Below are 12,146 nucleotides of genomic sequence, written 5' to 3' on the forward strand. Positions count from 1 at the left end.
CCCCAAACCCCCCCCCACCCCCCCACCCCCGCTGTGAGTCAGTCTCGGGGGCTCGCTGTTTTTTATACGTCCCCGGTTTATGCGGAAGGCCAGATCCACTGGCCTTCCGCATATCCCAAACTTCCGATCGACACGGTAGCGGACCCCGGTGGTGCTGTCCCGAGAACGGTGAAAGAAGCACGCACCAGAGAAGGCGGCTCTGTCGAACAGTGCGATCATGGCTACGGGCGCGGGGGCGCACCCGAGCTGTGGAGGACCCCCGCCGTGGGACGCCCCGACAAAGCCGCGCGTGCGGCCATCGCGCGCCGCCGCTCGGACGCCATCGACCTACGCCTCGCCGGCGTGGACTGGCTCACGATCGCCCGCAAGCTCGCCGCCGACCCCGCCGCCAACTCCGACGGCATCGCCTACCCCCAGGGGTACGGCATCGAGCGGTACCGCAAGCACCAAGACCCGCCCACCGACGAAGCCCTTATCCACGCTGCCTGCCGCGACGTCCGCACCGCCCTCGCCGACCGGCGCGCCGAGCTGAGCGACGACGTTGACGAGCTGCGCGCGCTGGAGGCCGATCGGCTCGACCGGCTGTTCTTCGTGGCATACAAGAAGGCGGTTCGGGACCAGGACCTCACGGCGATCGACCGCACCCTCCGCATCATGGAACGGCGCGCCCGCCTGCTCGGCCTCGACATGCCCGTGCGCACGGAGCTGTCCGGCCCCGACGGCGGGCCGGTGCAGATCGAGAACGTCACCGCCGACGAACTCGACGCGCTGATAGCCCTCACCGACCCGGACGCCGAGTGAGGTCCCGCGACAACGAGAGCGTCATCGCTCACTACAAGACGCTCCCGCCTGCCCACCGCCGCGCCATCGCTCGAACCGCGTCCCCGGCGCTCCGAGCCGAGCTGGCCCGCGCGGAACGGCAGTTGGCCATGGACCGCTCGCCGGGAGCCCTCGCCGCAGTGCTCACCGGCGGACGGGAGATGCAGGCGCCGCACCTGGCCCTGATCGACCAAGCGTTCATCGACATGGCCGAGGGCCGGTGCGACCGCGTCATGCTCACCATGCCCCCGCGGCACGGAAAGAGCCGACGCGCCTCGCGCTGGGCACCCCTCTGGTACCTCCGGCGCAACCCCGGCCATCGCATGATGATCGCCAGCTACTCCGCCGACCTGGCTGACGACCACGGCCGGTGGATCCGGGACGCCATCTACACGTGGGGCGACGACCTCGGCATCCAGCTCGCGCCCGGCAGCAAGGCCGCCAACCGCTTCGACATCGTCGGCGGCGAAGGCGGGCTCCTCGCTGCGGGCATCGGAGGCGGCCTCACCGGACGCGGCGCCCACATCGCCATAGTGGACGACCCGGTCAAGGACATGGCCGACGCGGACTCGCCAACCATGCGCAAGCGCGCCTGGGACTGGTGGACCTCCGTCATACAGACCCGACTCGAACCGACCGGCGCCATCTGCCTGATCCAGACCCGCTGGCACGAAGACGATCTCGCCGGACGCATCCTCGCCACCGAGCGCGACGCGTGGCGCGTCATCGACCTGCCCGCCCTCGCCGACAGCGCAGACGATCCGCTCGGCCGGACCCTCGGCGAACCCCTGTGGCCTGAACGATTCGACGCCGCCCACCACGCCCGCACACGCAAACGCGTCGGCGAACGAGTCTGGGGCGCCCTCTACATGCAGAAGCCACGTCCACCCGAGGGAGGCGTGTGGAAGCGCGAGTGGATCGACACCGCCCGCATCAACGCCGTCCAGTTCTCCGGCATCGACCTGGCGCGCATCGTCGTGGCCGTCGACCCCGCCGGCGGAGAGTCCACCGTCGGCGACGAGACCGGCGTCATCGGTGTCGGCCGGGACTTCGACCGTCAGCTCTACGTCCTCGCCGACCGATCCGGCTCCATGGGTGCGAACGACTGGGGCCTTGCAGCCTGCCGCCTCGCCCTCGAACTCAAGGCCGACGCCATCGTGGTGGAGAAGAACTACGGCGGCGACATGGCGAGGCAGATCGTCACCCAGGCATGGGAGCAGCTACGCCGCGAGGGCGTCACCAAGGGCCTGCTCATGCCCATGATCCTGGAGGTCACCGCCAAGGTGGGCAAGCGCCTGCGTGCGGCACCGGTGGCCCAGCTCTACGAACAGCAGCTCGTTCACCACGTCGGCGAGTACACCGAGCTGGAGGACCAGATGGTCACCTGGGTCGAAGGAATGGACTCCCCGGACCGTATGGACGCCTGCGTACACGGACTGACCGAACTGGCCGACCCCGATCAACTCGACACGCTGCCAACGGCCATTGACGACGACCGGTTCGACGGCCGCCGCTGACAGCCCAGTCGCCTGCGTCTGGAAACGGCCCCATGAGGAAACGGCCCAGCTCGTCAGGGAGCCCCGGACCGCTGCTAGCCTCACGATCATGAGGATCAGGGGGAGTTGGTCCACAGCCTTGTGCACGGCTGTCCTGGCAGCGGCATGCATCGCGGGCTGTTCGTCCGGTGCGGAGAAGCCCACAGTCGGGGAGCAGCGCGCTGCTCACCTCGACCGTGTCCGTGAGACGTACCGGCTCGGGCGCAGCGAAGGGCTGGCCATGCAGCGTCAGAAGATCGCCGACGGTGCAGCGCCCGCCTACTCCAGCCCGAGCGAGAAGGAATGCGCGGACCGCTGGGACCAGCTCGGCGAGCGCGAGCAGAGCGCAGGCGACCGCGGCGGCTTCCTGTCCGCATGTTCCTCCTTCCCGGCGCCAGGTATGCCCGGGTACGACGAGGCAGTGGCAGAGGCCGGAGAAGCAACGCCGACGCCGTAACCTGATCTTGCGGCGCGGGGCCGACTGCCTGGAGGGGCACCGTGGGCTTGCGCGAGCTGATTACCGACGCCTGGAGCTGGCTGGACTACAAGCCGGTCATGGCCGACCCGCGCCGACCGGGCCGGAACGCCTGGGCGGAGCTGACCTCATCCTGGATCCCCGACGAGGACCTGCGCCGCCTGGCCGCCTATCGGCTGCTCGCGGCGTACGACTCCAACCAGGCCGGTCAGGTCGCTGCGATCACGGGGGACGACGAAGCCGGTACCGAGCGGCGCGAACTCGGCGACGCTTCGAAGCTCGTGGACACTGCACTCGGCTACCTCCTCGGCTCTGAGCAGACCATCACGGTCGCGGGCGCGGAGCACGCCGACGATGAGCCGACGGGCGAGGCCGCCGTGGCGCTGGCCGTTCAGGACAAGCTGAGGGCCTGGGCGGAGAAGGAGCTGCTGCCGCTGCGCGTCCAGCAGGCGGAGAGGACTGCGATTTTGCTGGGCGACGCGGTCTACAGCCTGGCCTGGGACCCGGCCAAGGGCCGTGTTCTGCTGCGCACGTGGGACCCGGGCCTGTACTTCCCGGAGTGGCCGGAGGATGGGGAACAGGACGGCGCCGAGTTCCCCATGCGTGTCCACCTGGCCTGGGAGCTGCCCGAGGACAAGCGGCGCGGCCTGAAAGCCAGGATCCGCCGCATCACCTACGAACTGGGGCCGATCGTCCCCGCGAGCCGACGCGGCACCGCGAAGAACGGCAACACGGTGCGTGAGTACGTCTACGCCGACGACGGCTCGCCGGTCCTCGGAAGGGGAGACTCCCTCGACAACGACACCGGCGCGATCACCCGCACCTATCCGTGGGCTCCCGGTCGGCCGACCCCGTGGACGTGCTACCTCACCGACGCCGAATGGGAGCTGGACGACCTCAAGTACGCCGACATCCTCTACGACCTGCCCCTGCACAAGGCCACCTACCGGGTCCGGGCTGACGGTGAAGTCCTCGACCGGCTCGATCTGATGGCGGACTTCATCCCCCTCGTCCACGTCACCAATTCCATCCCGGCCAGCGGCGAACACTGGGGCAAGCCGACCGTGGCTACCGTCCTCCAGGGCCTGGACGAGCTGTCCGCGACCGACACTGATAGCTCCGGAGCGTCCGCCACCACCGGCTCACCGATCATCGGTCTCGCTGGAGCGCGGCTGCCCATCGACCGTGCCACCGGTCAGCCGCTGCCGGTCAAGGTCCGGGCCGGGACGGTGTGGCAGCTCAACGACAACGGGCGCATGGACGTGCTCGACACCTCCGCCCAGCTCGCAGAGCTACGGGCCCGCGTCGACCACATCCTCGACCGGATCGCCGCGAACTCCCGCCTCACCGCCGCCGGCCTGGGCACACTCGACCCGACCGCTCTGCCATCCGGCTATGCCCTTCAACTGGCTCTCGGCCCCCTGGACACCCTCATCGCCGCCATGCGCCTTGCCCGGACCCACAAGTACGCCGTCCTACTGCGTATGGTCCAGCGCCTTCATCAGGCTGGACACGCTGAAGGCTGGGCCATGGGGGAGTCGCTGCCAGCCCGTCTCGTGTGGGGACCGCACACCCCTACCGACCGCGCGGCGATCCTGGACGAGGTGGTGAAGGGTGTGGGTGCTGGTGTGCTGTCTGTGGAGACCGGCGTCCGCATGCTGATGGACGCCGGATACCCCATCGATGACGCTCAGGAAGAGATCGGGCGCATCCAGAAGCGGGCATTCGACGCTGCCGCCCGACTTGCCGATGCGACTGGAGACAACGCTGTGGTCCGTGACTACTTGGGGCTGCCCGAATCGGGCCCGCAACGGCCGAGAGTCCCTTTGATCGACTCCATGTCAGATCCTACGGAAGACGGCGTGTAGCGGCTGGTTGCGCTCAGCCTGCCCAGTGTCCGTCTCGTAGACCTCGACCTGTCGGCATAGGCGCTGAACCACCATGATCGCGACTCTCCTGCCAGATCATGAACAAAAGTGGTCACCAGGCCCTTCACGATATCGGTCGACCTGCCCTGGATGGAGCTCATCCCTCATGTGGGGCGGCGACACCCCCATTCGTTCGCGCCACGTCACACAAGGGGCACGTCGTCCGGGGTTAGGTCGATGCGGATCCGTGAGCCCGTACGGCGTGGCGCCAGCGCCCGTGGCTGACGGCAGTGTCGCCTAGGGACTCGACGCTTCCACGGCTTGGCTGCCGAGCCTGGCACCGACGGCTGTGCCGGCAACCGGACTTTCGGGCCCTCAGAGGCGCTGGAGAGAGACGCCGTTGGGCGTCAGCGCCTCAGGGAGTGAGGTCAAGGCGGGCAGTTGGTCGATGTGATGGACGCCAGCAGGCGGGGCGCTGGTGAGCAGTTCCCGGGTGACGTACGCCGCGACCAGTCCGGTGACGCGGCTCTGTGCACGTCCGCTGAGCACGTACGCCGCATGGCTGTCGCCGCGCCAGGCGTCCGCGCGGACGGCGAATCCGTCGCCGCCGAGGTGAACCCGGCTGAACGTGGCCACCAGAGCTCGCCGCACACTCTCCCGACGGGCGGCACGCAGCAACCCTGCGCGTCGTAGCCCGAAAAGCGCCGTGGTCAACAGCCGCGAGTCCAAGCACAGGCGAGTGGTCACCTGTCCCACTCCGAGCGTATGGGGCAGCGTGTGCTGGTCGGAGAACGGGAACGCGTGCGCGGTGCGCTCCCCGTATCCGGGCAGCAGGGTTCGCTTCGGGTGGCTCGCTGCGGGTTCGGCCAGACCTTCGACCGTCCAGCGGACCGCGTCGTGGCCGTGGCGCTCACCACTCCCCAATAGCACCGTGAGGTCGATGCGCTCAGCGCCCTGGACGGCTTCGTGGGCCCGGCGGGCGAGGAGGTTGGTCAGCCCCGGGGCGACCCCGACGCTGAGCACCGCCGTCGCTCCGCGATGGGCCGCGAGGTCGTGCAGGTCCGCCACGCCCTTGAGTAGGCGCTGCGTGGCTCCGATGCCGACCAGATGGATGCCGCGCTCGAGGCATACCCGCGCTACGCCGGGACCGGACGGCTCGACGCACAGCACCACCAATGCCACGTCACCCAGCTCGTCCAGCGTCCGCCGAAAAGACGCGGGATCCGAGACGTCGATGCGTACGCCACCAAGCTGCCTGACCCTGGTCTCGCTGCGCCCTCCGACCACGACCCGGCCGGGAAACCAGTCGCCGAGCGCGGAGGTCACCGTGGTCCCGACCGCTCCGTAGCCGCCGACGACCAGGATCCGCCCGCCATTCAGGCGGCCCGATGTCACTGTGGATACTGCATGGATTCGGTTCTCGCTCATGCGCGCCGGTCCCCAGGGCGGCTGGCTGTGACCAGCCAGGCGACACTGCGCAGCCATACGGCATCGTCCGTCTCGCAGGGACGCAATACATCGACCAAGGTGCGGTGGGCCAGCTCTTGCTGCTCCGCGTTGGCCTGGGTCAGCATGTGGCGTCCAGGGCCTGAATTCAGCAGGAAGGCTGCCGCATCCTCGGCGTCTCGCCCCCAGTTCCCGGCCACCTCCACCCGCTGCGCTCTGGCGCCTTCGAAGCCGGCGGCGGACAGGATCCCCAGGATGCGATCGGGATCAGCGAGCGAAAACATTCCCGGCGCTCCCGGCTCGCCGAAGTCCCCTACCGGCAGGATGCCGCGCAGCTCTGCCAGGGCATGGAGCCACTCGTTTGCTTCAGGTTCGGTCGCGCAGATGAACGCCGCACGGCCGCCAGGGCGCAGTGCGCGTCCGATGTTGGTGAAGGCAGCGACAGGGTCGGCGAAGAACAGGACCCCGTAGCGGCTGAGGGCCACGTCGAATTCCGCGGACGCGAACGGGTAGACCTGGGCGTCTCCTTGCTTGAAGGACACGTTGGACAGCCCTTCGTGCCGTGCGCTCGAGCGGGCTCGCTCCAGCATGGGCGCCGACAGGTCCACGCCCAAGGCCCGGCCTTCACGGGCCCGGACCGCGACCAGCCGGGTGGTCTGGCCGGCTCCGCAGCCGATGTCCAGGACGTTGTCCCCGTGACCGATCGCAGCCGCGTCCAAGAGCGGCTGGTTGAAGCCGTCGTTGACAGCGTCCCAGCGGTCCTGATTGCTGGCCCATTGGCTGCCTTCGTAGCCGTTCCACGCCTGCGCCTGAGCGGTGTTGACGACGCGATGCATGCGATGCCTCCAAGCCTGCCGCCGGACGGTGTCTACGGGCGGCACTAGAATGGGCAGGTGCCCAAACAGTATGGGCGAACGCCCATACTTGCAATGGGCTCCTGGAAGGAGACGTGATGTCACCGCGTGGAGTGGCGATTCCCGATCTGCGCGAGCGGCTGTTCGCAGCGGCGGAGCGGGTGGTGGCGCGCGACGGCGCTGCGGCCCTGACAAGCAGGGCCGTCACTGCCGAGGCAGGCTGCGCCAAGGGGGTCCTTCACACACACTTCGCCAGCCTGGACGAGTTCATCTCAGAGCTCGTCCTGGACCGCTTCGCGCGCAGCGCAAGGCATGCCGAAGAGCTGAGGGAACGAGTGGGGCAGGATGAAGTGGCGGGCAATCTCGCCGAGGTCGCGCTCGCCTTGCTGGACTCCTTGGACCCGGCGGTCGTCGGTCTGGCCATGACCCGCCCCGGTGCTTCGCTGCACACTCGCCAGGCGCTGGAGTCGGGGGCGCCGGGATTCTCGGCGATGCAGGAGTCGATCACCGTCTATCTGGAGGCGGAGCGGCAGCTCGGACGCGTGGAGCACGACACTGACAGTGCCACGACCGCGCTTGCGCTCGTCGGTACCGTTCACCATCTGCTGATGACCCGCAGTCCCGATGGTCCGCTGGACACGCGGGAGACGGTCGGGCGCCTGGTCACCCTCCTGTTGGGGGGCGGCTAGCCCACGGCCCCGGTCTGCGGCGCGTTTGCGTGGCCTAGTGCGCCCGCCGGGCCGTCTGGCCCGGCTGACGGTGGCGTTTCGCGGTCAGGGAACTGGACGCAGACCGTGCAGAATCACGCCGACGAGTCGGTCGATAGCGGATTTGGCAGCCATGGCGGAGGCGGCGGTGGCGGCGTGCAGGCAGTAGGTCGCGAGTTCGTCGGGCGGCACATCGTCGCGGAGCTCGCGGGCCTGGGCGCCTTCGGCGATGAGGTCGGTGATCAGGCGGGCGAGATGCTGTTCGGCGTGGCTGGTGTGGTCGCCCTGGTGCAGCATCGCCGCCAGCTCTCCACCGTGGCGCTGCCCGGCCATTCGGGCGTACGCGGTCAGAAGGCCAAGTAGGCGCTGGGCGGCCGTGCCCGGGTGGTCGGCGGCCTGGGCGAGCAGGTCGAGGTGGGCGGCGATCTGCCGTTCGTGCCATGCCATGAGGACGGCCTCGGCATCCGAGAAGTACTTGTAGAGCGTGGCGCGTCCGATGCCGGCTCGTTCGGCGAGCTGGGACATGGTCACTGCGCGCAGGCCGCCGCCGTCGATCAGCTGGGCTGCTGCGTCCAGGATGGCTTCCCGCACGGCGTGGCGGTGCGCGTCGATGGTTTCGGTCCACAGCTTCGGCACCCCTCAAGGATACGGACGTCCCGGACTGGATACACTTCGCCGCGAACGAGACAATGTGTCTCGTAAAAGCCTGCGACATTCCGGACCGCACCCGTGGAGGACGCTGTGCCCGATTCACCAACTGGCCCCCAGGCGCCCGACGACGAGGGCGCGCCTCGGTGGGTGAAGATCTCGGCGGCTGTGGCCCTCGCACTGGTCGCGGTGTTCGTGATCGTGCACTTGGCGGGCGGCGGCATGGCGGGACATACGCCGTGAGGCCGTTCCCCACACGGCTGCGCAAGGCCGCACTGACCGCCCACGTCACGTTCTCGCTCGGCTGGCTCGGCGCGGTGGCCGCCTTCCTCGCCCTTGCCATCGCCGGGCTCGCGAGCGACAACCCGCAGACGATCCGGGGCGCCTATGTGTCTATGGGCCTGGTGGGTTGGACCGTGATCGTCCCTCTTGCCCTCGCCTCGCTGCTGAGTGGTCTATTGCAGGGGGTAGGGACCGTGTGGGGGCTGTTCCGGCACTACTGGGTGATCGCGAAGCTTTTGATCACGGTGCTGGCCACACTGGTGCTGCTCGTGCACATGCAGCCGGTCGGTCACTTGGCCGATGCGGCCGCCCGGGCCGCACTGTCCGGGGGTGAGATGGAGGGCCTACGGATCCAGGTGATCGCTGACGCTGCTGCGGCTGCCGTGGCTTTGCTGACCGCCGCCGGGCTGTCGGTGTTCAAGCCCCGCGGGATGACCCGGCATGGCCGCCGCCGTCAGCGTGCGCAGAGCGCGCGGGAGCCACAGGCTGTGTGATCAGCGGGTGCATAGAGACGAGTACGGCTCCCGGTCCAGCGGACCGGGAGCCGGGTTCTCAGCTGCTTACTTGAAGGAGCGCAGCCGGAGGCTGTTGGTGACGACGAAAACAGAGGAGAACGCCATGGCCGCTCCGGCGATCATGGGGTTCAGCATGCCGGCGGCGGCGAGCGGCAGAGCAGCCACGTTGTAGCCGAACGCCCAGAACAGGTTGCCCTTGATGGTGGTCAGTGTCCTGCGGGAAAGGCGGATCGCGTCGGCGGCCACACGCAGGTCACCACGCACGAGGGTCAAGTCGCCGGCCTCGATGGCCGCATCCGTGCCCGTTCCCATCGCCAGGCCAAGGTCCGCCGTGGCGAGGGCAGCCGCGTCGTTGACGCCGTCGCCGACCATGGCGACCGTCCGCCCCTGGGCCTGCAGCCGCTTGACGACGGCGACCTTGTCCTGGGGGAGGACCTCAGCGATCACCTCGTCGATGCCGACGGCTCGCGCAACGGATTCGGCGACGGCCTTGTTGTCGCCTGTCAGCAGAACCGGCTTCAGCCCCAGGCGGCGCAGCTGGGCCACCGCTTCGGCACTGGTTTCCTTGACCGCGTCGGCCACAGTCAGCACGCCACGCGCTTTCCCGTCCCACGCGACGGCAACGGCCGTGCGTCCCTCGGCTTCAGCGGCGGCCTTCGCCCTGGCGAGTTGGTCGGGAAGCTCGATGACCCACTCCCGAAGGAGCGCCTCGCGGCCGACAAGCACGGCGTGACCGTCGATGACGCCCTGTACGCCGAGGCCAGGAACGTTCTGGAAGCTCTCGGGAACCGGAAGGTGGCCGACGCGGGCGACGGATCCCGCTGAGATCGCCTGGGCGACCGGGTGCTCGGAGGCGTGTTCCAGTGAGCCTGCCAGCCGGAGCAGTTCGTCATCGTCCACGCCTGGCGCTGCGATGACGTCGTGCAGTTGCATGCGGCCGGTGGTGACGGTCCCGGTCTTGTCCAGGACAACGGTGTCGACGCGGCGGGTGGACTCCAGGACCTCTGGACCCTTGATCAGGATGCCGAGCTGGGCGCCCCGACCGGTGCCCACCATCAAGGCGGTCGGGGTGGCAAGGCCGAGGGCGCAGGGGCAGGCAATGATCAGCACGGCGACGGCGGCCGTGAAGGCGGCAGTGGCGTTCCCTGTGACGAACAACCAAGTGAGCAGCGTGCCCGTCGCGATGACGATCACTACGGGAACGAAGACGGCGGATATGCGGTCCGCGAGCCGCTGCACGTCGGCCTTGCCGTTCTGGGCGTCCTCCACGAGCTTGGCCATGCGCGCGAGCTGGGTGTCGGTGCCGACCCTGGTCGCCTCCACGATCAGGCGTCCCGCCGCGTTGACGGTGGCGCCGGTGACGGCGTCGCCCACGGTGACGTCCACCGGAACGGATTCGCCGGTCAGCATGGAGGCGTCAATGGCCGAGGTGCCCTCGACGACCGTTCCGTCGGTGGCGATCTTCTCGCCAGGGCGAACGACGAAGCGGTCACCGACCGCAAGCTCGCCAACAGGTATGCGGACTTCCTTGCCGCCGCGGAGCACCGAGACGTCCTTGGCGCCAAGCTCCATCAGAGCGCGCAGAGCGGCACCCGCCTTGCGCTTGGACTTCGCTTCGAGATAGCGCCCGGCAAGGATGAATGCCGTCACGCCCGCCGCAGCCTCCAGATAGATGGAGGACGATCCGTCGGTGCGGGAGATGGTGAGGTCGAACCCATGGCGCATGCCCGTCATGCCCGCGTGGCCGAAGAACAGAGCCCACACCGACCAGCCCAGCGCAGCCAGCGTTCCGATGGACACCAGGGTGTCCATCGTCGCCGCACCGTGCCGGGCATTCGTCCAGGCCGCCTTGTGGAACGGGTATGCGCCCCATACGACGACGGGCGCGGCGAGCGTCAGGGACAGCCACTGCCAGTTGTCGAACTGCAGGGCCGGGATCATGGCCATCAGTACGACCGGCACAGACAGGGCCGCCGAGACAATCAGCCGTTGCTGCAAGGTGGCGAGTTCGGCATCGGGAGCGGGTGCGGCCGTCCTGCTGGGCTCGCCTGCAGCCTCACGCATCGGCGGCGCAGGCTCTTCGGCCGTGTAACCGGTCGCTTCCACGGTGGCGATCAAATCGTCGACCCGGACACCGTCGCTGTAGGAGACCTTCGCCTTCTCCGTCGCGAAGTTCACCGTCGCAGTGACGCCGTCCATGCGGTTGAGCTTCTTCTCGATGCGCGCCGCGCACGAGGCGCAGGTCATGCCACCGATGGAGAGCTCCACCTCGGTCGCGGGCGTCGCCGCTTGCTCGGGGGCCGTGCTGGTCATGTGCGTCACTCCTGGGGTAGTCCGGAGGTACGGCGTCCGTATCAGCGGAGCGGTACCTCCGGTTCGGGACCGGGCGGAATGTTCGGGGGAGGCGTGGTTCAGGCTCGGCCGACGAGCTCGTAGCCGGCCTCGTCTACGGCCCCGTGGATGGCTGCGTCGTCGAGAGGGGTGGTGGAGGTGACCGTGACCTCACCGGTGGCAGCGACGGCCTTCACCGACGTGACCCCGGCGAGGGCAGCGATCTCCTTCGAAACCGCACCTTCGCAGTGGCCGCAGGTCATACCGGACACCTTGTAGACGGCGACGACACCCGAGGACTGAATGTCGACGGTGCCGCCCGAGCCGCAGGAGCCGTTAGAGCCACAGCAGGAACCGGTGCTCGTCTGGGATGTCATGACTTCTTCCTCATCTGTCGATGCCGTGTACTGCCAGAGACGGCGCGCCTGCACGTCTCCATGTGCACCATAACTCAATACCCCCCCGGGGTATTCCCGAGTCCCTCTTTCGTCACAGCGGAGGGGGATGGCGCACAGGTCTGGTGCCTGATCCGAGGCACCTGACGCTTGAGAGAAAGGCGGCGGGGGGGGGGGGCCGCCGCCCCCCCCCGCCCGGGGCGCGGGGCCGAGCCCCGAGAGGAAGTGTTTTTTATTATAGGGGTGTGGGGTGTGTTTTTGGGCGCGGGCA

The 12,146-nt window shown here is 68.8% G+C and carries 12 protein-coding genes; 7 read left to right on the forward strand and 5 right to left on the reverse strand.

Features of this window, described 5'->3' with window-relative positions; all coding sequences use genetic code 11:
- The first annotated feature begins 264 nt into the window (after positions 1–264).
- The 4 genes from ACFWI9_RS07400 (at position 265) to ACFWI9_RS07415 (ending at position 4,697) form a co-directional block, all read left to right on the forward strand.
- Positions 265–801: a hypothetical protein gene (locus ACFWI9_RS07400; RefSeq protein WP_387159574.1), complete on the forward strand. Its 537-nt coding sequence runs from the start codon at positions 265–267 to the stop codon at positions 799–801.
- On the forward strand, positions 798–2,336 hold the full coding sequence (locus ACFWI9_RS07405; RefSeq protein ID WP_387159576.1) for a terminase large subunit domain-containing protein: 1,539 nt from the start codon (positions 798–800) through the stop codon (positions 2,334–2,336). The genes ACFWI9_RS07400 and ACFWI9_RS07405 overlap by 4 nt, the downstream gene beginning before the upstream one ends.
- 88 nt (positions 2,337–2,424) lie before the next feature.
- Positions 2,425–2,811: a hypothetical protein gene (locus tag ACFWI9_RS07410; RefSeq protein ID WP_387159578.1), complete on the forward strand. Its 387-nt coding sequence runs from the start codon at positions 2,425–2,427 to the stop codon at positions 2,809–2,811.
- Positions 2,812–2,858: 47 nt separating this feature from the next.
- Positions 2,859–4,697: a hypothetical protein gene (locus ACFWI9_RS07415; RefSeq protein WP_387159579.1), complete on the forward strand. Its 1,839-nt coding sequence runs from the start codon at positions 2,859–2,861 to the stop codon at positions 4,695–4,697.
- Between the two features lie 375 nt (positions 4,698–5,072).
- Here the strand turns inward: ACFWI9_RS07415 and ACFWI9_RS07420 are convergent, their stop codons facing one another.
- Positions 5,073–6,125 carry a saccharopine dehydrogenase family protein gene (locus tag ACFWI9_RS07420; protein ID WP_387159581.1) on the reverse strand — a complete coding sequence of 351 codons (1,053 nt, stop codon included), beginning with the start codon at positions 6,123–6,125 and terminating at the stop codon, positions 5,073–5,075.
- Entirely contained in the window at positions 6,122–6,979 is an 858-nt protein-coding gene (locus tag ACFWI9_RS07425; protein ID WP_387159582.1) for a class I SAM-dependent methyltransferase, read from the reverse strand. The genes ACFWI9_RS07420 and ACFWI9_RS07425 overlap by 4 nt, the downstream gene beginning before the upstream one ends.
- Before the next feature lie 116 nt (positions 6,980–7,095).
- On the opposite strand from ACFWI9_RS07425, the gene ACFWI9_RS07430 reads away from it, so the two are divergent.
- On the forward strand, positions 7,096–7,686 hold the full coding sequence (locus ACFWI9_RS07430; protein WP_387159584.1) for a TetR family transcriptional regulator: 591 nt from the start codon (positions 7,096–7,098) through the stop codon (positions 7,684–7,686).
- An 84-nt stretch (positions 7,687–7,770) separates the two neighbouring features.
- Here the strand turns inward: ACFWI9_RS07430 and ACFWI9_RS07435 are convergent, their stop codons facing one another.
- Positions 7,771–8,340 carry a TetR/AcrR family transcriptional regulator gene (locus tag ACFWI9_RS07435; protein WP_387159586.1) on the reverse strand — a complete coding sequence of 190 codons (570 nt, stop codon included), beginning with the start codon at positions 8,338–8,340 and terminating at the stop codon, positions 7,771–7,773.
- A gap of 105 nt (positions 8,341–8,445) precedes the next feature.
- Here ACFWI9_RS07435 and ACFWI9_RS07440 point away from each other — a divergent pair, with 105 nt between their 5' ends.
- Together ACFWI9_RS07440 and ACFWI9_RS07445 are read left to right on the forward strand one after the other, a co-directional pair.
- The gene (locus ACFWI9_RS07440; RefSeq protein WP_387159588.1) at positions 8,446–8,595 is read left to right on the forward strand and encodes a hypothetical protein; all 150 of its coding nucleotides are present in this window, start codon (positions 8,446–8,448) and stop codon (positions 8,593–8,595) included.
- Positions 8,592–9,128: a hypothetical protein gene (locus ACFWI9_RS07445; RefSeq protein WP_387159590.1), complete on the forward strand. Its 537-nt coding sequence runs from the start codon at positions 8,592–8,594 to the stop codon at positions 9,126–9,128. Before ACFWI9_RS07440 ends, ACFWI9_RS07445 begins: the two co-directional genes overlap by 4 nt.
- 66 nt (positions 9,129–9,194) lie before the next feature.
- On the opposite strand, the gene ACFWI9_RS07450 is transcribed toward ACFWI9_RS07445, so the two are convergent.
- A complete protein-coding gene (locus tag ACFWI9_RS07450) occupies positions 9,195–11,462 on the reverse strand; it encodes a heavy metal translocating P-type ATPase (RefSeq protein WP_387159592.1) in 2,268 nt (755 codons plus the stop codon).
- Between the two features lie 98 nt (positions 11,463–11,560).
- Positions 11,561–11,857 carry a heavy-metal-associated domain-containing protein gene (locus ACFWI9_RS07455; RefSeq protein WP_387159593.1) on the reverse strand — a complete coding sequence of 99 codons (297 nt, stop codon included), beginning with the start codon at positions 11,855–11,857 and terminating at the stop codon, positions 11,561–11,563.
- Between the last annotated feature and the right edge of the window lie 289 nt (positions 11,858–12,146).

It is taken from the genome of Streptomyces sp. NPDC127084 (assembly GCF_042724175.1).
In the GTDB taxonomy this organism is placed as follows: domain Bacteria; phylum Actinomycetota; class Actinomycetes; order Streptomycetales; family Streptomycetaceae; genus Streptomyces.